The sequence below is a fragment of the Chryseobacterium sp. SN22 genome (genome assembly GCF_008329705.1).
Classification (GTDB): domain Bacteria; phylum Bacteroidota; class Bacteroidia; order Flavobacteriales; family Weeksellaceae; genus Chryseobacterium.
On record NZ_VTSX01000014.1, the window covers coordinates 77,311 to 99,638 of the forward strand.

A 22,328-nucleotide genomic window follows, 5' to 3' on the forward strand; every position below is an offset into this window, starting at 1 on the left:
AGAACACTCAGTTTGTAGACAAATTTCTGGCACCGATGAATAAAAATACGGACATTAAAACCTCTGTCAACAATTTATCTGCAAAATATACCCTGATTGTTGAAACCGTCTGGATTTATCCGGGATGGTTCGCAGGCATCATGAACCAGCCGTCGAAACTGAGCACGCTTCTTAAATTTGTAGAAACCGCAGATCCTTCCCGTGTTCTGCTGGAAATTGAAAGCAAAAATGCGCCCGGCGATAATTTTGTAGGATTGCCAAATAATAACGACCGGATTTCGGAGGGATATGCCAAAACAGCAAAGACTTTGGCTCATATGATCGAAAAGAAGACCCGATAAAAAATCAGATAAAAAGAAATACGCTTCCGGTTTGGAAGCGTATTTTTTATGCCTGTTGCTTTTCCGTTTTAATGAATTCGGCTAAATTTTTTATCGCGGTATCGTGTATCCTTACAAACGTATTCTTTTTGTTCCAGACGTAGCCGGCCAGCACGGCGCAGATCTTTCTCTTCACATCGGGGTTTTCCGGCTGGTGGAAAAAAAGTTCCTGAAGATTTCCGGTGTACCATTCTTTCACATAAGTTGTAAAAACATTCACACCGTATAAAATATAATCCGAATATTCTTTCTGCCAGTCGATGGTTTCACCGTTCAGCTGGCGTAAGGCTAGTTTGGCGGCCAGCATTCCCGATTCCGTAGCAAAAGCCATCCCCGAAGAGAAAACGGGATCCAGGAATTCAGAAGCGTTGCCGGTTAAGGCAAACCCGTCCCCGAATAATTTTTTTACCGAGCAGGAATAATCTTTCAGGTGCTTCGGCTCAAACAGAAAATCCACATCCCCGAAACGCTTCACATAATAATCCGAAAGGGAAATCGCTTTTCTTAAAGCTTCTGCCGTATTTCCGTTTTCGGATAATTTATCAATATATTCCGTAGGCCCTACAATGCCGACACTTGTATTTCCGTTGGAGAAAGGGATTACCCAAAGCCAGACTTCCGTTTCAATAATATCAAATGAAATCAGGGTTCCTTCAGTTCCTTCTTCACGGTTGAGGTCTTTTACATGGGAGAAGATCGCAGAGTGAGGCGATAGTTTCGATGGCTTTTCAAGATCCAGAAGCCTTGGCAGTACCCTTCCATAGCCGCTGGAATCGATGACGAATTTGGCATGGATCTCTTTTGTCTCGCCGTTTTTGGTTCTTACGGTCGTTATGGAATCTGTCCCGTTGAATTCGATGCCGGTCACTTCGGTCTCGAATTCCAGATCAATCCCCTTGTTGATCACCTCCTGAGCCAGGACATTGTCAAAATCGGCTCTCGGAACCTGCCAGGTCCAGTCCCAGCCTTCCCCGAATTTATTACTGAAATCAAAGATGCATACTTCGTTGCCTCTTAAAAAACGGGCACCCAGCTTTTTCTCAAAGCCCATTTTATCCAGTGCAGGGAATAATCCGGCTTCTTCAAAATGATCCATGACCCGCGGAATAAGGCTTTCTCCGACCACCAATCTGGGAAACTTCGTTTTTTCAACAACTTTTACGCTGACGTTGTTCTTCTTTAAGTATGAAGAAGATACGCACCCGGAAGGCCCGGCGCCGATTACAAGAACGTCAACAAATTCTTTGCTCATCTTTGATTTTTTATTTTAATAATAACTTCTATCTTTGCCGCAAAATTAATGACAATTAATTAATAATTACAAAATTATCTTATTATTACTTTTTAATTAATGAAAATAAATAACTTTTTAACACTGAGCGACTTTAAAAAGGTCATCATGGAGAATGAAAAAATAGAACTGGATGAAATGCTTCTTGCCCGGGTGGATGAAAGTTTCAGTTTTCTGAAAGAATTTTCAAAAAATAAAGTAATATATGGAGTCAATACGGGCTTCGGACCGATGGCCCAGTTTAAAATCAGTGACGAAGATACCCATCAGCTTCAGTATAACCTGATCCGGAGCCATTCTTCCGGGATGGGAAATCCGCTTCCTGCTGATGAGGCAAAAGCATGTATGCTGGCAAGACTAAATACATTGTCCCTTGGTAAATCAGGAGTTCATCAGTCAGTTGTAAATTTACTTAAAGAATTAATAAACAGGGATATTACACCATTGATCTTTGAACACGGAGGCGTAGGCGCAAGCGGTGACTTGGTACAGCTCGCACACCTGGCTTTGGTCCTGATCGGTGAAGGGGAAGTTTTTTACAAGGGAGAAAGAAAAGCGACGAAAGAAATATTTGAAGCGGAAGGTTTGGAACCGATCCAGGTAGAAATCCGGGAAGGACTGGCCCTGATGAACGGAACTTCCGTGATGTCGGGAATTGGGGTGGTTAACGCACATAAAGCAAATCAGCTAACTGATATTTCTTTAAAATTATCCTGTGCGATTAATGAAATCGTCCAGGCTTATGACGATCACTTATCAGAAGTGCTGAACGGAACCAAGCTTCATGCCGGCCAGCAGAAAGTGGCCGCAAAAATGCGTGCCCATTTGTCCGACAGCCAGCTGATCCGGAAAAGAGCCGACCATTTATATACCCATTTTGAAGAACAGGAAAAAGTGTTCAAAGAGAAAGTTCAGGAATATTACTCTTTGCGGTGTGTGCCTCAGATTCTTGGTCCTGTTCTGGATACTTTAGAATATACCGAAACCGTACTGGAAAATGAGATCAATTCAGCCAACGATAATCCGATCATCAATGTGGAGGACCAGCATGTTTACCACGGCGGAAATTTCCACGGCGATTACATTTCGCTGGAAATGGACAAGCTGAAAATCGTGGTGACCAAACTGACGATGCTCGCAGAAAGGCAGTTGAATTATCTTTTAAATTCTAAAATCAATGAGATCTTACCTCCGTTTGTGAATCTGGGGAAATTGGGATTTAATTTCGGAATGCAGGGCGTGCAGTTTACGGCTACTTCCACAACGGCAGAAAGCCAGATGCTTTCCAATCCGATGTATGTTCACAGCATCCCGAATAACAATGACAATCAGGATATTGTAAGTATGGGAACCAATGCTGCCGTGATCTGCAGAAAAGTTATTGAAAACGCTTTCGAAGTGCTGACGATTGAAGCGATCACTATTGTTCAGGCTATCGAATATCTTGGCTTTCAGGATCAAATATCATCGGCAACAAAAGAGCTGTATGACGAAATAAGAAAGATCATTCCCGCGTTTTCCAAGGATATGGTCATGTATCCGTACCTGGAAGAGGTGAAAAATTATCTGAAGAGCCTGTAACTTCCGGCTTATAATAGTTGTCATAAAAGAATATATATTAAAAACTAAAACTTACATACGCAACACATGAAATGTGCAATCATCACAGGCGGCTCCAGGGGAATCGGAAGAGCGATCTGTATCAAACTGGCAGAAGAGAAAAATTACCATCTGCTGATTAATTATACCTCCAACGAAACGGCGGCAAAAGAAACGCTGGCCAAAGTTGAAGAACTGGGCGCTACGGGAGAGATCCTGAAATTCGATGTCGGTAATGCCGAAGAAACACAGCAGGTTTTAAACCAATGGCAGGACAACAATCCGAAAGCAATCGTTGAGGTAATTGTAAACAATGCAGGAATTACCAGGGACGGACTTTTCATGTGGATGCCGAGTGAAGACTGGAATGCAGTGATTAACACAAGCTTAAATGGTTTTTTTAATGTAACGAATTTCTTCATCCAGAAGCTGTTGCGCAACAAATACGGAAGGATCATCAATATGGTTTCTGTTTCCGGCGTAAAAGGCACGGCCGGGCAGACCAATTATTCTGCTGCCAAAGGAGCTGTGGTAGGTGCTACAAAAGCATTGGCCCAGGAAGTGGCAAAAAGAAATATCACCGTGAATGCAGTAGCTCCCGGGTTTATCAGAACCGATATGACGCAGGAATTCAATGAAGATGAACTGAAAGCCATGATTCCTGCCAACCGGTTCGGGGAAGCGGAAGAAGTGGCGGATCTGGTGGCCTTTTTAGCTTCGAAAAAATCATCATATATTACAGGTGAAGTCATTAATATTAACGGAGGAATCTACTCGTAAATTAAATGTAACAATATACCAGTGTACCAATATACCAATGAATACGGATTGATAAGAATTGTTACATTGCTAGATTGATACATTGTTAAATTTAACAACATGGAAAACAGGGTTGTCATTACCGGAATGGGAATTTATTCCTGCATCGGAACTTCTTTGGAAGAGGTGAAGGAATCTTTATTTCAGGGAAAATCCGGTATCTTTTTAGTGGACGAAAGAAAAGAGTTCGGTTTCAGGTCGGGGCTTACAGGCGTTGTCCCCAAGCCGGATCTGAAGAATCTCCTGAACCGCAGGCAGCGGGTGAGCATGGGAGAAGAAAGCGAATATGCTTACATTGCCACTCTGGATGCCTTAAAACAGGCAGGGATAGACCAAGAGTTTTTAGATCATAACGAAGTCGGAATTTTATACGGAAACGACAGTGTCTCCAAAGCCGTTGTAGAATCGATAGACATTGCCAGAGAGAAAAAAGATACGACCCTAATGGGCTCCGGAGCGATTTTTAAATCGATGAACTCTACGGTAACGATGAATCTTTCCACGATTTTTAAATTGAGGGGAATCAATCTTACCATCAGTGCGGCATGTGCCAGCGGTTCGCATTCTTTAGGGCTGGCTTTTATGATGATTAAAAATGGCTTCCAGGATATGATTGTCTGCGGAGGTGCGCAGGAAACCAATAAATATTCGATGGCGAGCTTCGACGGGCTGGGTGTTTTCTCAGTACGGGAAGACGAACCGACGAAAGCTTCCAGGCCTTTCGATTCCGGAAGGGATGGCCTGATCCCGAGCGGCGGCGGTGCAACGCTGATTGTTGAAAGTCTCGAATCGGCACAGAAAAGAGGCGCGAATATCCTTGCAGAAATCGTAGGGTACGGTTTTTCTTCAAACGGCGGACATATTTCGACCCCGAATGTCGACGGACCGGCCCTGGCCATGGGAAGAGCTCTGAAACAGTCGGGCTTGACGGCACAGGATATCCATTATATTAATGCCCACGCAACTTCTACACCGATAGGTGATGCCAATGAAGCAAAAGCGATTTACGAAATTTTCGGCAGTGAAGTTCCGGTAAGTTCCACAAAATCCATGACCGGGCACGAATGCTGGATGGCAGGTGCAAGTGAAGTTATTTACTCGATCCTGATGATGCAAAATGATTTTATCGCCCCGAATATCAATCTGGAACATCCTGATGATGAGGCCCAAAGGATAAATCTGGTAGCTGAAACAAAAAGTCAAAAAATTGACGTATTTTTGTCGAATTCTTTCGGATTTGGGGGAACCAACTCCGCATTAATCGTAAAAAAATTTAATTAAAAACATGGAAAGGGAGAAAATTATCGCGATCGTGAATGATTTTTTAGTGAATGAATTTGAGGTGGACGGTGATGAGATCAGCAACGAAGCCAATTTAAAGACAACGCTCGGGCTGGACAGCCTGGATTATATTGACATGGTGGTGGTTATCGAATCCAATTTTGGTGTAAAGCTTGGCGAAGCCGACTTTAAAAAGATGGTGACATTCGATGATTTCTATACCACGATTGAAAACAAAATCACAGAAAAAAATAAATAATCTGATAATGTATCAATGAAACAATTGTTATACCGTTACATTGATATATTGTTACATTATTAAAACTAATGCTATGAACAAATGGAAAGGCAAATCCAGAGGAACCATCCTGGGATACAGGATTTTTGTCTGGTGCATCAGAAATATCGGGATCCGGAGTTCATATGCCGTCCTGTATTTTGTGGCTTTCTACTATTTCCTGTTCGAAAAAAAAAGCAATATCTATTACCGCTATTATTTCAGCCAGAGACTGAAGTACGGATACTGGAAAACAAAACTCTCCTTATTTAAAAATTACTTTACCTTCGGAACAGTTTTAATTGACAAAACCGCTATCTCGGCCGGGCTACGGGATAAGTATACCTATGAATTCGACGGAATAGAAAACCTCAGGAACCTTTTGACTGAAAAAAAAGGAGGAGTTCTCATCAGTGCCCACATCGGAAATTTTGAGATTGCAGAACATTTCTTTGCCGATATCGATTTCGACTGCCAGATCAATCTGGTGACTACCGATCAGGAAGTTACCGTCATTAAAGAATACCTTGAAAGTATTTCCGTAAAGGAAAGCAGCATCAAGTTTATTTATGTAAAAGAAGATATGTCGCATATTTTCGAGATCAATGAAGCTTTGTCTAAGAATGAGCTCATCTGCTTTACCGGCGACCGTTATTTTGAGGGCTCTAAGTTTCTGGAAGGCGAATTGCTCGGAAAAACTGCAAAGTTCCCGGCCGGGCCATTCCTGATTGCTTCGAGGCTGGGTGTTCCGGTGGTGTACGTTTATGTGATGAAAGAGAAAAATCTCCATTACCATTTATATGCTAGGGTGGCTCAAAACATCAAAAAGCGCGATGCCCAGGGGCTTCTCAATTCCTATACCCGGAATCTGGAGTCCATGATCAGAAAATATCCTCTTCAATGGTTCAATTATTTTGATTTTTGGGATGATATTGATTAATTTTCCTAATTTTACCCCAGAATAAAACTAATATTTAACTCAAACATTAAGTGATTGAAAAAGTTAAAATGTAAGTCATAAGTTGCTTTTATCTTTGCTAAGTGTTAACACATTTGCGAACTTAAAAACATTCAGCAGCTAAGAAAAAATCTTTGTGCACTTTGCATTTTAAAATTCAGGATCACTAAACACAGCTTTTCCCTTGAATAAAGAATTCGACATACTGGTAATCGGCAGCGGGTTGGGAGGTCTTGTTTCGGCGCTTGTTCTCGCGAAAGAAGGCCTGAAAGTCTGTGTCCTGGAGAAGAATAACCAGTATGGCGGCAATCTCCAGACGTTTTCCCGGGACAAGTTGATTTTCGATACCGGTGTCCATTATCTGGGCGGGCTCTCCGAAGGGCAGAACCTCCATCAGTATTTTTCCTATCTCGGTATTATGGATGATCTGCAGCTTCAGCAGATGGATAGGGCTGGCTATGATAAAATCACTTTTGGGGACAATCAAACCGAATATCCGCATGCACAGGGCTACGACAATTTTGTGGAACAACTGGTCCGGCATTTTCCTGAAGAACGGGAAAACGTGCAGAATTACTGTAAAGAAATCCAAAGGGTCTGCAGCCAGTTTCCGAGATATAACCTGGTAGGGAAAGAACAGTATAATGAAGAAATCCTGCATCTTAATACCAGACGGTTTATTGAATCCATTACACCGAATAAAACCCTTCAGTCGGTTTTACTGGGCTCGAATTTTCTGTATGCCGGAAATTCTGAAAATGTACCTTTTTACGTACATGCCTTAACGGTAAACTCATACATCCAGAGTGCTTATAAATGCATTCAGGGAGGAAGCCAGATTTCAAAACTATTGATTCGGAGGCTTCGTGAACAGGGTGCGAAAGTTCATAAGCATTCCGAAGTTTCAGAATTTATATTCAATGAAAACCAAACCTTAACTGGTGTAAAAACTTCGGAAGGAAGAGAATACCATGCAAAAAATTTTATTTCCAATATAGAAATCCGGTCTGCCATCAGGCTGATCGGAGAGGATCGTCTGAAGAAATCTTTTCTGAACCGGATCAAAAGCTGGGAACCGGTATCCTCCTGTTTCAGCGTTTACCTGGTACTGAAGCCGCAAACCATTCCGGAATTCAATTATAACATTTACCATTTTTCCAGCGAAGAATCGGTATGGAATGCCTACCACTACCAAAAAAATGCCTGGCCGGAAAACTATATGCTGTCCTCAACCCGGTCTAAACACTACCCGGATTTTGCCGAAAGCCTGACGGTTATTTCCTATATGGATTTTGAGGAAGTGGAAACCTGGAAAAATACATTCAATACCGTGGTGGAAGAGCAGGACCGTGGGGAAGCGTATGAAAAATTCAAGCTCGAAAAAGCGGAAAAGATAATTATTGCCGTGGAAAAGAAAATCCCCGGCCTGAGGCAGTCGATTAAAAGAATATATACATCGTCCCCTTTATCGTACCGGGATTATATCGGAAGTTTTAAAGGGAATATGTACGGCTATATGAAAAGTTCGGAAAATCCCCTGAAAACAATGGTTTCCCCGAGAACGAAGATCGATAACCTCTTTCTCACGGGCCAGTCGGTGAACATGCACGGGATTTTAGGCTGTACCATCGGTGCTTTCAATACCTGTGCAGAAATCCTGGGTAAAGAAGTGATTGATGAACGGTTAACCCAACTGATTAATAAAAGCAAAGGTGAAGAAAAATAAGATCTGCGGTTTGATCGAAACTCATTTTTCATACGGTCAAAAGATACTATTTCTTTGCCTCTGTCTTATCCTGAACCTTATCCTCGCTTCCTGTGGCGTAAGAAAATCGGTAAAGCATGTTCCGGATATCAAGCCTTATCCGCTTGAAATTCCGAAAGTGAATAAGATCAACGATTCCACCTTTCGCTTTAACCAGAATTATTTAGTGAAAAACAGACAGCAGCTCTGGGAATTGTATATCAAAGGAAATGCTTTGCAGCTCGGGTATAACAACGGTGCTCTGACGCAAAACCTAATGCAGAAACAGGAAGATGTATTTTTCTCAAAAGTGGAAGGTTTTGTCCCGTCAAAATTCAAACAGAATCTTTTAAGAGGTTTCCTGAAATGGTACAACCGGAAAATGTACCTCAATATCCGGGAAGATTACCAGGCAGAATTGTACGGATTATCCCGTTATTCATCAGACCGATATAATTTTATCGCACCAAAATTCCTCAGAAGCATGTACCTTCACGGTGCCCATGACATCGGCCATGCGATGCAGGACCTGATGATGGTCGGTTGTACGTCGCTTGCGGTCTGGAACGAAAATACGGAAGACGGCAACCTGCTGATTGGCCGTAATTTCGATTTTTATGTGGGTGATGATTTTGCCAGGAATAAACTCATTGAATTGGTAGAACCGGAAAAAGGAATCCCATACCTGTCCGTGAGCTGGCCCGGAATGATCGGGGTAGTATCCGGAATGAACAGAGAAGGTATTACCGTAACGATCAATGCCGGAAAGTCTAAAATTCCACTGACGGCCAAAACACCGATTTCTTTGGTAACAAGGGAGATTTTGCAGTATGCGAAAACTATTGACGAAGCCATTGCCATTGCGAAAAAGCGGAAAGTTTTTGTATCGGAATCGATTCTGGTAGGCAGTGCGAATGATAAAAATGTGGTGATTATCGAAGTTTCCCCGGATAATTTCGGCGTCTATAAAGTAGAGAATACAAGTAAAGTGTTTTGTACCAATCATTTCCAGTCGGAGGCTTACAAAAACGATAAGCGAAACCGGAAGCAGATCGCTGAAAGCCATTCTGAGTACCGCTACGAAAAGCTGCAGGAGCTTCTGCAGGAGAACAAAAAAGTGAATCCCGTAAAGATGGCTGCAGTTCTGCGGGATAGGTCAGGGCTGAAAGGGGAAAAGATCGGTTATGGAAACGAAAAGGCGATTAACCAGCTTCTGGCGCATCATGCGGTAATCTTTTCGCCTCAGAAAAAATTGGTGTGGATTTCTGCCAATCCATATCAGCTGGGAGAATTTGTCTGCTATGATCTTAACGAAATTTTTTCCGGTAAAAAGCCGGTAAACGGAACGATGGCGAAGTCTGAACTTAATATTCCGAAAGATCCTTTTTTAGATTCCCAAGACTTTAAAGACTATGAAGAATTCAAATTTGCCAACGCTGAAATCAGTGATGCGGTAAATGATAAGACCCTAGAACTTACCGACGGGTTTATCCCGTATTACCAGTCACTGAACCCTGATTTCTGGCTGGTCTACTCTCAGGCCGGGAAATATTATTTCAATAGAAAAGAATATTCCAGAGCAAAAACCGAATTTGAAAAAGCATTATCCAAAGAAATTACCACGGTTCCGGATCGGGAGAATGTCGAAAAATATTTAAAGAAGACGGGGAAGAAGCTGAAAGGTCAATGGTGAATTTTGCTTCGCACGTGAATGATGAATTTGTCAATAGTGAATTTTCTATTCATTAAGCAATTGAAGTTAGAACTTTTATTATATGTTTGTAATAGCCTAATTATCAGCGGTATAAAAATTTACCTTCTTTGAGGGTATCAAAAAATATGAAAGAATTTTTGACGGGGTGGTTTTAAAAAGGTGAATGGTCAATAGTGAATAGGCAATTTTGTTTTGCGAGTGAATACTGAATACTGAATTTTCCTTGAATGAAAATAAATTAGTCAATGCTGAATTCACATTTCGTTCTCTTACTAAACTTCAAAAATTCACCATTGATATTAGACCAATATGGAAATAAAAGACTGCCGCCCTAGCCCCGATAGGAACGGCATCCTTTTTCTGTAAGGGCTTTGAAAAAAGGAGCGGGCGAAAAAGATATAGTGGATAGCGGGATAAAGCTCCTGAAAAAATCAGGTGTTGTCCGGGCTTACCTTATTTAGGAAAAAGAAGGTGATGATCCACGTCAATGCAGACGCAGAGATAGCCAGAATCATGCTTCCGATGACATATTGCAGAAGGTTGTTTTTAACCAGGTCGAAATTCAGCTCCTGGCTCAGGATGTTGCTGTTGCCATCTACAAAAGGTGCTCCAAGGAACAGGGAAGCCGCGATAATAAACGGAATGAACGGCGGCAGGCTCACGTTGGAGGCAAAAAAGGCCAGAACCTTATTGAGCTTGAAAAGTACTGCCAGCGAAATAACGATCAGCGTATGGAAACCCCAGAAAGGGGAAAAGCCAACAAAGACGCCCAATGCAAGGGAAAATGCTTTTGTCCGGTTGGTGCCGTCGCTTTCCAGCACATCTTCCTTGATGAATCTGCGGATGCTTTTTTTCCTGAAATTATGGATGAAGTTCCGCGGGATGATATACAGTAAAGTGATTGCTACCAGAATCGTATTAAGGATACTGATGCGTGTAAAATCCCTGAACGGCCTGAAGTGCGATACCCTTTCCGCGGGATCATACAGCACTTTTACCGGTACATTTTTTACCGGCACGTGCCTCCAGGCAGTTCTTACGATGATCTCGATCTCAAATTCAAATTTCGGAGTAAAATATTTTTTCGGAATTTTATGCAGAGGATACAGCCGGTAGCCGGACTGGGTATCTTCCAGCCTGATGCCCGTTTCAAACCAGAACCAGAAGTTGGAAAACCGGTTTCCGAAACTGCTTTTCTTTGGGATGCCATCCTGGGCCATGTTGCGGTTCCCGATAAGCAGAACATCTTCTTTTTCAAACATCAGGGTTTCCACAAAAACAGGAATGTCATCGGGATAGTGCTGTCCGTCAGAATCGATGGTAACGGCGTAATGGTAACCCAGCTCTTTCGCTTTTCTGAAGCCGGTTTTCAGGCCGTTTCCCTTTCCTTTGTTTTCCGGTAAATGAATAACCTGAATCTGAGAATACTGGGCTAGTATTTCCCTGGTGGAATCGGTAGAACCGTCGTTGACCACAATAATATCCTGTGTATAATCGAGTACGCCGTCAATCACCCGTTTCAGGGTTTTCCCGTTGTTGTAAGTCGGTATTAAAACACAGATTTTCTTTGCGGAAATGGCGTTCCGCACTTCAGGAAGGGTCATTATTTTATTTTAGGTTTGCTCTTTCAGCGGGCGTGATGGTCTTGGATTGTGCAGCAAACCTTTTGATGTAGTTTTTCAGGGCAGCATTCTGCTTGCTGTAATGGGTCAGCAGAAATGCTTTATCTTCTTTTAAGCTTCCCCGGTAGCCCACGATTTTTGGGATATTTTCCTGAACGCTCATCCGGATTACCCTAAGTTCCGCATTGTTGGGATTGCTTTTGATTACCGCTTCAAGGCTGGTTGCCCCGGACTTTACGAAGGCTTTCCGGTTGGACTTGGTAATTTTGGCTTCCATGATCTGTGCCGCTGCTTTATACCCCTGAATCACTGCATCCGACCCGGAGGCTTTTTCAGCAAGATTGATAAAAGATTCCGTATTGGCATTGGAAGCATTGGCTTTCGCATAGCTTTCTCTTAACGATTCGAGGTTTGACTGGAAGAAAAGGACAAAGGCGGTGATCAGTGAAAAAATCAATTTCATGAGGTCAATTTTTGGTAGTTAACTGACATTTTTAATGCAATAGTCTCGCCAAAAAAGGTGGTATTTTTTACCTTCACATCCCCGTCGGTTTGGGTAATGTCCAGCTGCAGCTTTAAGTCCGGTGTTTCAAAAGGATTGATGATCGCCATGAATTTGATATTGGAAGCCGTCTTCAGAAACAAAGGCAGACCGGTAAATTCTTCGGAAAGTTCCTTTACAATCTGCATCATGCAAACGCCGGGCGTTACCGGATTTTCCGGAAAATGGCCTTTAAAAATTTCATGGTCTTTATTCAGGGAGATGTAGGCCGTATAAGCTCCGTTTTCTCCTTGTTCGTAAGATTGCAATATATAAAAATCAGTAAGAATGGTCTGCATACAATTATTTTTTCATGTTAAAGGTATAATACACGCCGGCCTGGAAAGTAACATTTGTATGGTTGTTATAGACATGGACAAATCCTTTTTTAATACGGGCTTCGATCCCAATATTTTTTGTAATGTCGTAACCTGTACCAAATAAAATACCTAAATCGGCATCGGTCGTAAAATCTATATTTTTATGATCAGTTAATAGCTCAAGAGTCGGCCCAAAATGAATATTAAACTTATCAAAATAAAACTTATTCACCATTGCTGCACCTAAATAAGATACGGTTACGGTTTTTGAAGGAGCAGAAGAATCTTGGCTTTCAAACTTTGCGCCCTGGCGAGAGTAATAAAGCTCAGGTTGTAATGCGTAGATTTTAGCGAACCTTATATTGCCCTGAAAACCAATATAAAGATCTGCTTTGGATTTTATATCAAATGTATTATAGCCATAATAATAATAATGATTAGAATCTGTATAGTTCCAGGCCTGATGAGCAGGTCCATCTGAAAAATGAGAAATATTGGCCCCGATTCTGATTCCCGGATTAAAAGTTACCTGCGAGAAAGCAATGGCTGAAATGAGTAAAGCAAATAAAGAAATAATTTTTTTCATGTGAATTATTCGTTTTCGGTTATCTGAAATAGTTTGATGTTTATTTTAAAATCTTTATGCTGTAGATTCAGGCTGTCTGCGAAGATATGTTTTTTTGCCTCAAAAGTAAAATCGATTTTCTCCTTATTATTTTTCATGTAAGCAATTTGTTTCAGCAATTTGTTCTCTTTATTAAAGAATAAATAATATTTCTTCCGGCCGATTTCCGAAAGATAAATGCTGGATTTTCCGTTTTCAAAGGTTTCGGTGACAGGGTACTGTTGTCTTAAAAGTTCCCGGAAATCGTTTTTCAGGAAGTTGATGACGATCTTTTTGTCCATATCCGGAAGCACATAATTGAGCTTAAAATCATTTTCCGAAATTTCAAAATCGATTAGTTTATTTCCGAAATCCGAAGTCAGTACCACCCGGTGGGTTGTTGTGTTAATTTTTTTTAATATCAGGATTCCGCTGATATGATTTTTATAAATGTCCATCTGGCATTTATAGACGTAATCTTCCTGTGAGGAGAAATACAGATTCTCCACCCGCTTTTCCGTATTCAGAACAGGTTTTGCGCCTGTAATCTTATAGGTTTTACAGGAGATGCACAGGATAAAAAACAGGCTATAAGCTGAATTCTGAAGCAGCAACCGGCGCATTGATCCTGGTATTTTTGAAAACGATATTGGTGGTGTCTCCCGAAGCTTCCGTCATATTCACCTGTGAAACCGTCGACTGGCTTTTAGAAAAATACAGTTCAATCTGCTTGATGTATTTCAGCAGCTGGGCGGATTTAGGCGTAAACCGGGCAATATTGAAACTGCCGTTTTTCAGGTAGGCTACGGAAAATTCCGGATCACTGAACATCTGCCCGTTGGAACTGCCCACGATCAGCTTGTTGATTTTCTCGAATGTTTTGCTCCTGGCATCTACCGCGGACTTTTTACCCTGATCGTTGATGAAAATTTTATTATCCTTAAAAACAATGCTGTACTGATACGGTTTGGTATACTTCCAGCTCAGCATATTCGGGGTTTTTAAAGACATTCTTCCGTAGGTAACAATGTTTTTATCCAGAAAATCCATTTTTTTGGTCTGGGTAAAATCACTCTGTAAAGTTTTGATCTCTTTGGTTTCGGAAGAAACTCTGGTTACGAACGCTTTGGCTTCTGCTCCCGACATGGCGGTGTTCTGTGCAAAAAATAAACCTGAAACGGATAATCCTATGATGATGAAAATATTTTTAATCATTGTTTTTATTTTTAGGTGAATAAAATCTGTCTGATCTTAAAAATCTTTGATTTCTGTAACTGATGTGTGCTTATGAAAGCTGATCCATCATAAACTTTAATGAGCATACCAGAATCTTTTGTGATTTTTGCGATTTAAACAGGTTCAGTGTTAAACTATTCGATGGTGAAAGTCGAATACTTTTCACGTTTCAAAAATACTAATAAATTTACCAAAACATTATACGTTTTTTCTGAAGTGTCGTGAAGAAGAATAATGCTTCCGGGCTTCAGTCCTTTAGTTACTTTCCTGTAAATTTTGTTTTCGTCTTCGGTAATGGTATCCAGTGAACGGACGCTCCAGCCGATGCTTTTCTTGCCGGTTTGCCTGATCGATTTGGCAATATTCGGATTGGTAACCCCGAAAGGCGGACGGTATAGATCGGTTCTGAAATTCCCGGTTTTCAGGATAACTTCATCGCATTTTTCGATCTCTTCAACCATCTTTAAAGTCGACAAAAAACCGGTTTGGTTGGAATGGGAATAAGTGTGGTTGCCGATGGTATGGCCTTCTGAAATGATCCGCTGAAAGGTTTCAGGATATTTTTCAATCTGTTTCCCAATACAGAAAAAGGTTGCTTTTATTTGGTTCTCTTTTAATATATCTAAAAACTTCGGGGTAAATTCCGTTGGGCCGTCATCGAAAGTCAAGGCAACTTCCTTGATTTTTGTTCTTCTGTGCGTCATACTGTTGACAAAATAGCCGAGCCCGATATCAAAGGAACTCCAAACAACTATTGCAGAAAACATCAGGAAACAGAACAGATATACCCAAAATGTACCTTGGAGCGCATAGATAAAAACGTTGCAGAATAGGTAGAATACAATAAAATAGTAATGTTTCATTACACTTTTTCGTTATCAATATTTAGTTTGTCTATATTTCCTTGACCACTTGCTCCAATTGACGGGCAAGCTGATACAAAATCAGATAATCTGTGCAAGCGGTGCTTGCACTATTGGAAATACGGATGTTATTTCTGAAAAAGACCATATATTACCTACAGAAAAACCTTTATTAAGCTTTTTCCAATAAAATCAGGCTATGGTCATTTCCGCCAAGATGATTGTAAAGTAAAATATTTCTTACCTCTTCTTTTTTCACCTTATTAATTCTCATCACTTCCGGGATTTCCTGTTTTTTCAGGATCTGGCAGGCCATGAAGGTTGAAAAACCGCTGGCGGTATTATACTCTCCGCTTAAATGCTTGTAATAAAGCAAAACGGAATCTGTAAACCGGTCCATGGCTTTTGTATAGTAAACATCAGATTTCGCATCGCCGCTGAATCCTAAAATAACAGCGTCAACGTCGTTGAAAGTCAGGTTGTTTTTGGTTAAAAACGATTCAATAAACGGCTGGGTTTCTTCCAAATCCAGCCGGTTGCTGATTTGAATGTCTTTCAGCCGGGCATAGGAACTGTCCTTTTTTTCTTTGCTTAAGATAAAAAAGCTGGCACCTTCTCCCCAGACAACGCCGTTTGTGGTGGAATGCAGATAATCAGCAGGAAGATCTTCCTGCTTTTTGATGGTTTTGTTTAATTCATACAATCCCATGGTCCTCTCGGTCTGTTCATCAGTAGAACCTACCAAAACATGTTCTGCTTCACCGTCGGTGATCTGAAGCTTTGCATCCAGCATCGAAAATTCCAGTGAGGAAGAGGAGTTGACGTAAGTAAAATTGTAGGCGTGGCATTGTAAGCCTAAGGCAATCTGCCCGGCTACCGTGTTGTGGGTGGACTGGATAAAATAGGTCGGGGTCAGAAACTCTTCGTTATTGTCCAGCACGTTCTTGAGGAACTTTTCAGAATCCTGCGAGCAGCCCATTCCGGTTCCGACGATAATGGCATCCGGATTTTCGATTCCGGCTTCTTTCAGAGCGTATGAAGAGGCTACGGAGCTCATTTTTACCGTTTTAGACATTCTCCGGATCATTGCCGGAGGAATGAATTCTTTATAAACCGGTTCAATGGCTTTCAGTACCTGTCCCGTGTTGGCAGGCTGAAGATCCTGGAAGGAATTTTCATTTAAAGTGTCCTGTACGGAAATGCAGGCCGCACTGTTGATGTAAACGGCACTCATAATTTCGAGAAAATTAAGGTTGAACAATTCCCTCCGAAACCGAAAGAATTGGAAAGGACATGGTGGATGCTTTTTTCTTTAAGCTCCATCACCGGTGTCAGATCAAATTCAGCCATTTTGGTTTTAAAATTAAGATTCGGAAAAATAATATTGTTTTGAAGGGCCAATAATGAATATACTGCCTCAATGCCTGCCGCTGCAGCCAGCGTATGGCCGGTAAATGCTTTGGTAGAACTGAATTCAGGAACCTTTCCTTCTCCGAAAATCCGGATCATTGCGATGCCTTCCGATAAATCGTTATTCGGTGTTGCGGTTCCGTGAACGTTGATGTAATCGATATCTTCTTTAGCCAGGCCGGAGACTTTCAATGCTTTTTCCATGGCCAGGTAAGCACCCTGCCCGTTTTCCGAAGAAGCGGTCTGATGGTGCGCATCATTGGCATTTCCGTATCCTGAAAGGTAGCCGATTACTTTTTTATTTTCTTTTTGTACCACTTCATCCGATTCCAGGACAATGAAAGCCGCAGCTTCCCCCAGATTCAATCCTTTACGCTCATTGTCAAAAGGTGTGTTGTATGAATCGGTAAGAATCATCAGCGTGTTGAACCCATTTAAAGTGAATTTCGAAAGGGCATCAGTTCCGCCGACGATTACCCGGTCCAGTACTCCGTTTTTAATGAGCTTGGCTCCCATCATAATCGCATTAGCCGCTGATGAACAGGCGGTGCTGATGGTGGATACCATACCTTTGAGTCCGAGGTAATCGGCAATCAGCAAAGATGAATTGCCTGCATCATGGGAGTCGATATATTTTTGCTTATCGGGAAATTCTTCGTAGGTGTAGAAATAGTTTTCAGTGATATCCATTCCGCCGACGCTGGTTGAGGAAATCAGTCCTGTTTTATATTGGTTAATATCTGAAATTCCGGCGCTTTCGATGGCTTCTTTTGCGGCAATCATCCCCAATAAAGCGGTTCGAGTCGCATTCTTCGCATCTTTCAGCTCCAATCTTTCGACAAGCGATTCATTAGACAGTTTGATTTCGCCGGTCTTGATATGTCCCGCATGACGCGTTTCAAACAATTGGATGTCTGAGATCCCGTGTTTTCCGGATTGTAACGAATTCAGGTTTTCCTCCACGTTATTTCCAATGGAAGAAATGATGCCCATTCCCGTGATGGCAATTTTTTGACCCATTTTTCTGGTTAATGTAACAATGTATCCATCCAACACTTTACCAATATTGTTACACCGTTAGATTGATACATTGTTAGATTGAATTATTTTGTTCTGTTTTCTTCGATAAATTTCGCCATGGTATCGATGGAAGAGAAAATTTCCTTTCCTTTTTTAGGATCGGATAATTTAATGCCATATTCTTTGTCCATAAGAACGATCAGTTCAAGAGCGTCGATCGAATCCAATCCGAGGCCTCCGCCGAATAACGGATCCGTGTCCTTGATTTCTTCTACTGCAATGTCTTCCAAATTAAGAACTTCGATGATTTTGTGTTTTAATTCTTCTCTTAAGTTTTCCATATTTTTAAAATTTACCAATGTGTCAATCTACCCGTTTACCAATTGGTTACTACTGAATATGATTGTTACATTGTTATACTGTTATATTATTAAATTACACAGTCAGCAAATATACAAAAGCTTTATAACTTTCCTGATATAGTTCTGTCCAGCCGCACAATACTTTATCGGCTTTTCCCGACTGCAGCAGCTGTTGTGCATAATCATTTAAGAATTCTTCATCAAACGCATCCAGTACGAAAAAAGCATTTTCGGTTTGCATTTTATGCCGGATGCTGATTTCACCTACGCAGATATTGGGCAAAGTATATACAAAAACCGCCGGGCTTGGAAAATAATTTTCCTTAGAATTGATGCTTTCCTGATACTTAAAATCAGTATCCAGACTCGATGACCGGTTGGATAATACCAGAGCGGTGCGGCTGTGATCTTCGTTATTCAGAATCATTTCAGACGCCAGGAACGCCAGTTTGCTCAGGTTATCCATTTTATGAAATTTAGGATAGCTCAACTTCATTGTTTTATAGGCTTCTTTGGCAAAATCTGAAAAATTTCCGGCAGGGAACTCAAAAACGATTTCGTTATTCAGAATAATTTTTGAATTTTCGATGAGGCAGGTTTCTGTTTTCTTCATGAATAAGTTTAAAATAAGGATTAAGTCTTGTGCTCCGGGTTTGATGGACGTTCAAAACGAATAGAATAATTAATTCATCATCTATTATGTCAAAAATTATTATTTACATCTTTTCCAAAACAACAGCTGCGTTACATCCGCCAAATCCGGACGCAGTTTTCAGGATATACCTGATTTCCGAGCGCTGATTTTCTCTAATAATATGCAGCGGTTGGGAAATTCCCTGTTCCTCAAAGTTTCCGGATGTGATCAATGTGCTGTTCCGGGCACTTTCCATGGATATAATGCTTTCCAGTAATCCCGCTGCTCCCAGGCTGTGCCCGTAATAAGCCTTCAGGCTGTTTAGGGGAACCTGCTGCAGATCCATCCGGTTGAAAGCGATGGCTTCCATTTCGTCATTGTAAAGGGTAGCTGTTCCGTGGGCGGAGATAAAGTCGATTTCTTCTGCAGTGACCTGAGCTTCTGTCATTGCATTCCTGATGCTGGCAAACAGACCATCACCTGTTCTTGACGGGCCGGAAATATGATTGGCATCATTAATGGCTGAATCTCCCGAAATCCTGAAACTAAACTTCTCGTTTTCTTCCGGTTTAGAAGTGATAAAAACAGCTGCCGTAGCTTCTCCCAGGTTAATGCCATCCCGGTTTCTGTCGTAAGGCTTGCAGATCGATGTTCCTATGGCCTGAAATGAATTGAATCCCGAAATCACAAATTCTGAAATTTCGTCTCCGGCCACCACAAAGGCATCCTTGTATTTTCCTACCTGGATCATGTTTTTCGCTACGGCCATCGCCATCACTCCGGAAACGCAGGCATTGGAAATCACAACAGGTCTGGATTCAAATCCGAAAAAATCGGCAATCTTCTGAGCTAGGGCCGAAAGGTAGGCTCCCTGTGGCAGAGCCTGTTGCTTTCTAAGCAGGGTTATATTCCCTTTTGTTGTGGATAAAATAAAAGCCGTATCGTCTGAAACCGGATGTCTTTCGACTAAAGGTTTAAGGCTCAGCAAAAACATTTTTTCCAGCCTTGTGAAATCATGATTGTCTTTCTGTTCTCCGCTGAAATTTTTGATAAATTCTTCATTCAGTCTTTCAGTATCAATCATCGAAGCATAAAAAGCAGGCTGGTTTTCGATGATGTCGTGTAAGCCTACGCCGGATTTTCCTTCCAGAAGAGCCTTCCAGTTGGAGGAAACATCAAAACCTAAAGGAGTCACACAGTGATAATCGGTAATGTAAGCTGCTTTCATGATAATCCCATTTTATCTTTCCACGCCTGAAAAAATTCAGGATTATACAGGCATAAATTGTTGTCAGAATCAAGAAAAACCTGAATGGTTTCTCCGGAACAGACCAATTGATCTTCCCGGTTAAAGAGTTCATACCGGTAAATCAGTTTGGCAGATACCGAATTTACGAAAGTGGTGACGATTCTGAAGGTTTCCCCATATTTTAATGGTAAAAAATGTTCGCAGGTGCTTTTTACGATCGGGGTAACAAACCCTGCGTTCTGAATATCAAGATACGTCAGACCGTGCTGTCTTCCGAAAGCTTCCCTTCCGTCTTCAAAATAAACGATATAATGGCCGTGCCAGACAATTCCCAGTGGATCGGTTTCGTTAAATCGTACCCGTACTTCTTCGGTACATGTTAATAGATGTTCTTTAGACTGCATTTTGTTTTCTTTCGTAAAATAATGAGATTCCCACCATAGCTACATAGAATAAGAATAAGAAAATGATTTCTTTGGCAATGCCGCCAATGCCGCTGTTTCTGAGAATAATGTCGTAATAAGCATTTAATCCCCAGTTCATCGGGGAAAATTTGGCGATGGTCTGCATAAATTCAGGCATCAGGAATACGGGAACCCAGATTCCTCCGATCGCTGCCAGGACCACGACGGAAGTCGCTCCGAATGGAGCAGATTGTTCCTGGGTATCGGCAACGGTTCCCAGCAATACGCCGAAACCAATGGCTGCAAGACCGGCAAAAATGGTCACAACAATCATTTGGAACATTTTTCCGCTTACATCAAACTTAGGCAGATCCATATATGGGAAAAGGTAAATCCCGACGGCCACCATCAGTAAAAACTGGATAACACAGATAATGAGATAAGTAAATGTTTTTCCTAAAATATGAATATAATAAGGAGTAGGACTGATTCTCGCTCTCACACTGGTACCCTGGCTTTTTTCCTTAACTAAATTAATCGATAACGGTACGACAATAAAGAAGATTGCAAACAAGGCCCACGCCGGAACATTGTGCTGAACAGAATTCGGCATTACGTCCATTTCTCCTTTTTTGGGGATGATTTCCTTAAAACCGATCAGGCTCTTGTTCTTTGAAAGATCTTCCGTGGTTCCCAATTGATCCTGGAAGGCTTTATAGATTTTTTTATTTTCGATTTCAAAGACCATTTTGTTGATGGAATTCATCACATTATTCTTAAATCCGATATTGGTCGCCGGATCGAAATACAAATGGATGTCCTTTGAGTTAGGCGTTTCTTTCTTTACTTTGGCAGAATCGGTTTCAAGGCCGAATGAACTGACGATCGCCTGTACTTTGGAATCGATATTGGAATTGATATCCTTGGTTAAATGTTCAGGAATAATGATGGCCATCTGATAATCTCCGGAAAAAACCGCATTCTGAGCGGATTTTTCATTGAAGTCAGTGAGCAGTTCAAAGCTTTTGCTTCGCTCAAGTTCCTGTTTTATATTTTTTGAAACTTCGGACCGGTCGTTATCCACGAAAATGACCGGAATTTTGGAACCCTCCAGATTTTTAAACGTGGAATCCTGAATCAGGGTAATCGTGATGATCAACAGTAAAGGCATCACAAAAATAATGACGATTCCTCCGATGTCTCTCTTCAGCAGAAGGATTTCTTTAATGAAGCTTCTCCATAATTTATACAACAACATCTCTTAATTCTTTTCCTGTTAATGAAATAAATACATCTTCTAAATTTTCCGCATGGCCCACTTTACTGATCAGTTCTTCCGGGGTTCCTGAGGCGTGAATCCTTCCGTGATCAATAATCGCAATCCGGGTGCAGAATTGCTCCGCTTCGGAAAGATGATGAGAAGTATAAATAATGCAGGTCCCTTTTTTATTCAGATCCAGAAGATAGTCGATAATGGCTTTTTTGGACTGGACATCAACACCCACGGTCGGCTCATCAAGAAACAGGACCTTCGGATTATGAAGCGTTCCGGCAATCAGGTTGCATCTCCGTTTCATCCCTCCTGAAAACTGTTCTACTTTTTTATCAGCAAATTTAGACAGCCCCATGATCTCCAGGGATTCCTCAATGGAAATTTTTAATTTTTTAGGGCTTAAACCGTAAAGACTCCCGAAGAACATCAGGTTTTCCCTTGCCGTCAAAGTAGGATACAGTGCATATTCCTGCGGAACAATCCCCATAATCTGCCTGAGTTTGAACCCGTTCTTCTGATGAGACAGCCCGTCTATGGTGAACTGTCCCGAAGTTGGTTTTATTAATCCTGAAAGCATGGAAATCAACGTGGTTTTCCCGGCACCGTTGGGACCAAGAATTCCGTAGATCTCATTTTTATCGATGGCTAAAGAAATATCGTTGACGGAAAAATCTTCCGCGTTTTTGTACTTCTTGTACAGATTTTTTATTTCTATAAAATACTCCAC

Annotated in this window: 24 protein-coding genes; 8 read left to right on the forward strand and 16 right to left on the reverse strand. The window is 41.4% G+C overall.

What is annotated here, in order from left to right:
* Positions 1-35 precede the first annotated feature (35 nt).
* A complete protein-coding gene (locus FY557_RS11040) occupies positions 36-341 on the forward strand; it encodes a hypothetical protein (RefSeq protein WP_149247311.1) in 306 nt (101 codons plus the stop codon).
* A gap of 46 nt (positions 342-387) precedes the next feature.
* Here FY557_RS11040 and FY557_RS11045 read toward each other — a convergent pair whose 3' ends face one another.
* Positions 388-1,632: an NAD(P)/FAD-dependent oxidoreductase gene (locus FY557_RS11045; RefSeq protein WP_149247312.1), complete on the reverse strand. Its 1,245-nt coding sequence runs from the start codon at positions 1,630-1,632 to the stop codon at positions 388-390.
* Between the two features lie 99 nt (positions 1,633-1,731).
* Here FY557_RS11045 and hutH point away from each other — a divergent pair, with 99 nt between their 5' ends.
* From hutH to FY557_RS11080, 7 genes are all read left to right on the forward strand, one after another.
* On the forward strand, positions 1,732-3,252 hold the full coding sequence (gene hutH, locus FY557_RS11050) for a histidine ammonia-lyase (RefSeq protein ID WP_149247313.1): 1,521 nt from the start codon (positions 1,732-1,734) through the stop codon (positions 3,250-3,252).
* Between the two features lie 66 nt (positions 3,253-3,318).
* Positions 3,319-4,050 carry a 3-oxoacyl-ACP reductase FabG gene (gene fabG / locus FY557_RS11055; protein ID WP_149247314.1) on the forward strand — a complete coding sequence of 244 codons (732 nt, stop codon included), beginning with the start codon at positions 3,319-3,321 and terminating at the stop codon, positions 4,048-4,050.
* A 99-nt stretch (positions 4,051-4,149) separates the two neighbouring features.
* A complete protein-coding gene (locus FY557_RS11060) occupies positions 4,150-5,370 on the forward strand; it encodes a beta-ketoacyl-[acyl-carrier-protein] synthase family protein (RefSeq protein WP_149247315.1) in 1,221 nt (406 codons plus the stop codon).
* Between the two features lie 4 nt (positions 5,371-5,374).
* Positions 5,375-5,629, forward strand: a complete 255-nt coding sequence (locus FY557_RS11065) for an acyl carrier protein (protein WP_146940807.1) — start codon at positions 5,375-5,377, stop codon at positions 5,627-5,629.
* A 73-nt stretch (positions 5,630-5,702) separates the two neighbouring features.
* On the forward strand, positions 5,703-6,587 hold the full coding sequence (locus FY557_RS11070; RefSeq protein ID WP_149247316.1) for a lipid A biosynthesis acyltransferase: 885 nt from the start codon (positions 5,703-5,705) through the stop codon (positions 6,585-6,587).
* Between the two features lie 202 nt (positions 6,588-6,789).
* Positions 6,790-8,331: a phytoene desaturase family protein gene (locus FY557_RS11075; RefSeq protein WP_149247317.1), complete on the forward strand. Its 1,542-nt coding sequence runs from the start codon at positions 6,790-6,792 to the stop codon at positions 8,329-8,331.
* Between the two features lie 43 nt (positions 8,332-8,374).
* The gene (locus tag FY557_RS11080; protein WP_185151707.1) at positions 8,375-10,042 is read left to right on the forward strand and encodes a C45 family autoproteolytic acyltransferase/hydolase; all 1,668 of its coding nucleotides are present in this window, start codon (positions 8,375-8,377) and stop codon (positions 10,040-10,042) included.
* 452 nt (positions 10,043-10,494) lie between these two features.
* On the opposite strand, the gene FY557_RS11085 is transcribed toward FY557_RS11080, so the two are convergent.
* The 15 genes from FY557_RS11085 to FY557_RS11155 form a co-directional block, all read right to left on the reverse strand.
* A complete protein-coding gene (locus tag FY557_RS11085; protein ID WP_149247318.1) occupies positions 10,495-11,667 on the reverse strand; it encodes a DUF2062 domain-containing protein in 1,173 nt (390 codons plus the stop codon).
* Between the two features lie 4 nt (positions 11,668-11,671).
* Positions 11,672-12,148 carry a hypothetical protein gene (locus FY557_RS11090; protein WP_149247319.1) on the reverse strand — a complete coding sequence of 159 codons (477 nt, stop codon included), beginning with the start codon at positions 12,146-12,148 and terminating at the stop codon, positions 11,672-11,674.
* On the reverse strand, positions 12,145-12,525 hold the full coding sequence (locus tag FY557_RS11095; protein WP_149247320.1) for a 3-hydroxyacyl-ACP dehydratase: 381 nt from the start codon (positions 12,523-12,525) through the stop codon (positions 12,145-12,147). Before FY557_RS11095 ends, FY557_RS11090 begins: the two co-directional genes overlap by 4 nt.
* A gap of 4 nt (positions 12,526-12,529) precedes the next feature.
* Positions 12,530-13,132, reverse strand: coding sequence for an outer membrane beta-barrel protein (locus tag FY557_RS11100; RefSeq protein WP_149247321.1), 603 nt, complete (start codon positions 13,130-13,132; stop codon positions 12,530-12,532).
* Between the two features lie 5 nt (positions 13,133-13,137).
* Complete coding sequence (locus FY557_RS11105; RefSeq protein ID WP_149247322.1) at positions 13,138-13,773, reverse strand: hypothetical protein; 636 nt, start codon at positions 13,771-13,773, stop codon at positions 13,138-13,140.
* Entirely contained in the window at positions 13,739-14,365 is a 627-nt protein-coding gene (locus FY557_RS11110) for an outer membrane lipoprotein carrier protein LolA (RefSeq protein WP_149247323.1), read from the reverse strand. Before FY557_RS11110 ends, FY557_RS11105 begins: the two co-directional genes overlap by 35 nt.
* 155 nt (positions 14,366-14,520) lie before the next feature.
* Complete coding sequence (locus tag FY557_RS11115) at positions 14,521-15,249, reverse strand: polysaccharide deacetylase family protein (RefSeq protein WP_149247324.1); 729 nt, start codon at positions 15,247-15,249, stop codon at positions 14,521-14,523.
* Positions 15,250-15,421: 172 nt separating this feature from the next.
* On the reverse strand, positions 15,422-16,483 hold the full coding sequence (locus tag FY557_RS11120; RefSeq protein ID WP_149247325.1) for a beta-ketoacyl synthase N-terminal-like domain-containing protein: 1,062 nt from the start codon (positions 16,481-16,483) through the stop codon (positions 15,422-15,424).
* On the reverse strand, positions 16,480-17,679 hold the full coding sequence (locus FY557_RS11125) for a beta-ketoacyl-[acyl-carrier-protein] synthase family protein (RefSeq protein WP_149247326.1): 1,200 nt from the start codon (positions 17,677-17,679) through the stop codon (positions 16,480-16,482). Before FY557_RS11125 ends, FY557_RS11120 begins: the two co-directional genes overlap by 4 nt.
* 83 nt (positions 17,680-17,762) lie before the next feature.
* Positions 17,763-18,020 (reverse strand): phosphopantetheine-binding protein, encoded by a 258-nt coding sequence (locus tag FY557_RS11130; RefSeq protein WP_149247327.1) that lies wholly within the window; start codon positions 18,018-18,020, stop codon positions 17,763-17,765.
* Positions 18,021-18,114: 94 nt separating this feature from the next.
* Positions 18,115-18,654, reverse strand: coding sequence for a 3-oxoacyl-ACP synthase (locus tag FY557_RS11135; RefSeq protein WP_149247328.1), 540 nt, complete (start codon positions 18,652-18,654; stop codon positions 18,115-18,117).
* A gap of 103 nt (positions 18,655-18,757) precedes the next feature.
* Entirely contained in the window at positions 18,758-19,903 is a 1,146-nt protein-coding gene (locus tag FY557_RS11140) for a beta-ketoacyl synthase N-terminal-like domain-containing protein (RefSeq protein ID WP_317131784.1), read from the reverse strand.
* Entirely contained in the window at positions 19,900-20,328 is a 429-nt protein-coding gene (locus FY557_RS11145) for an acyl-CoA thioesterase (RefSeq protein ID WP_149247330.1), read from the reverse strand. The genes FY557_RS11140 and FY557_RS11145 overlap by 4 nt, the downstream gene beginning before the upstream one ends.
* A complete protein-coding gene (locus tag FY557_RS11150) occupies positions 20,318-21,586 on the reverse strand; it encodes an ABC transporter permease (protein WP_149247331.1) in 1,269 nt (422 codons plus the stop codon). The genes FY557_RS11145 and FY557_RS11150 overlap by 11 nt, the downstream gene beginning before the upstream one ends.
* Entirely contained in the window at positions 21,573-22,328 is a 756-nt protein-coding gene (locus FY557_RS11155; protein ID WP_149247332.1) for an ABC transporter ATP-binding protein, read from the reverse strand. Before FY557_RS11155 ends, FY557_RS11150 begins: the two co-directional genes overlap by 14 nt.

What these genes read in the sequence shown, in the direction of transcription:
- FY557_RS11040 (WP_149247311.1), top strand. Translation starts at nt 36, where the DNA reads ATGAATAAAAATACGGACATTAAAACCTCTGTCAACAATTTATCTGCA.
- FY557_RS11045 (WP_149247312.1), bottom strand. Translation starts at nt 1,632, where the DNA reads ATGAGCAAAGAATTTGTTGACGTTCTTGTAATCGGCGCCGGGCCTTCC.
- hutH (WP_149247313.1), top strand. Translation starts at nt 1,732, where the DNA reads ATGAAAATAAATAACTTTTTAACACTGAGCGACTTTAAAAAGGTCATC.
- fabG (WP_149247314.1), top strand. Translation starts at nt 3,319, where the DNA reads ATGAAATGTGCAATCATCACAGGCGGCTCCAGGGGAATCGGAAGAGCG.
- FY557_RS11060 (WP_149247315.1), top strand. Translation starts at nt 4,150, where the DNA reads ATGGAAAACAGGGTTGTCATTACCGGAATGGGAATTTATTCCTGCATC.
- FY557_RS11065 (WP_146940807.1), top strand. Translation starts at nt 5,375, where the DNA reads ATGGAAAGGGAGAAAATTATCGCGATCGTGAATGATTTTTTAGTGAAT.
- FY557_RS11070 (WP_149247316.1), top strand. Translation starts at nt 5,703, where the DNA reads ATGAACAAATGGAAAGGCAAATCCAGAGGAACCATCCTGGGATACAGG.
- FY557_RS11085 (WP_149247318.1), bottom strand. Translation starts at nt 11,667, where the DNA reads ATGACCCTTCCTGAAGTGCGGAACGCCATTTCCGCAAAGAAAATCTGT.
- FY557_RS11090 (WP_149247319.1), bottom strand. Translation starts at nt 12,148, where the DNA reads ATGAAATTGATTTTTTCACTGATCACCGCCTTTGTCCTTTTCTTCCAG.
- FY557_RS11095 (WP_149247320.1), bottom strand. Translation starts at nt 12,525, where the DNA reads ATGCAGACCATTCTTACTGATTTTTATATATTGCAATCTTACGAACAA.
- FY557_RS11100 (WP_149247321.1), bottom strand. Translation starts at nt 13,132, where the DNA reads ATGAAAAAAATTATTTCTTTATTTGCTTTACTCATTTCAGCCATTGCT.
- FY557_RS11105 (WP_149247322.1), bottom strand. Translation starts at nt 13,773, where the DNA reads ATGCGCCGGTTGCTGCTTCAGAATTCAGCTTATAGCCTGTTTTTTATC.
- FY557_RS11110 (WP_149247323.1), bottom strand. Translation starts at nt 14,365, where the DNA reads ATGATTAAAAATATTTTCATCATCATAGGATTATCCGTTTCAGGTTTA.
- FY557_RS11115 (WP_149247324.1), bottom strand. Translation starts at nt 15,249, where the DNA reads ATGAAACATTACTATTTTATTGTATTCTACCTATTCTGCAACGTTTTT.
- FY557_RS11120 (WP_149247325.1), bottom strand. Translation starts at nt 16,483, where the DNA reads ATGAGTGCCGTTTACATCAACAGTGCGGCCTGCATTTCCGTACAGGAC.
- FY557_RS11125 (WP_149247326.1), bottom strand. Translation starts at nt 17,679, where the DNA reads ATGGGTCAAAAAATTGCCATCACGGGAATGGGCATCATTTCTTCCATT.
- FY557_RS11130 (WP_149247327.1), bottom strand. Translation starts at nt 18,020, where the DNA reads ATGGAAAACTTAAGAGAAGAATTAAAACACAAAATCATCGAAGTTCTT.
- FY557_RS11135 (WP_149247328.1), bottom strand. Translation starts at nt 18,654, where the DNA reads ATGAAGAAAACAGAAACCTGCCTCATCGAAAATTCAAAAATTATTCTG.
- FY557_RS11140 (WP_317131784.1), bottom strand. Translation starts at nt 19,903, where the DNA reads ATGAAAGCAGCTTACATTACCGATTATCACTGTGTGACTCCTTTAGGT.
- FY557_RS11145 (WP_149247330.1), bottom strand. Translation starts at nt 20,328, where the DNA reads ATGCAGTCTAAAGAACATCTATTAACATGTACCGAAGAAGTACGGGTA.
- FY557_RS11150 (WP_149247331.1), bottom strand. Translation starts at nt 21,586, where the DNA reads ATGTTGTTGTATAAATTATGGAGAAGCTTCATTAAAGAAATCCTTCTG.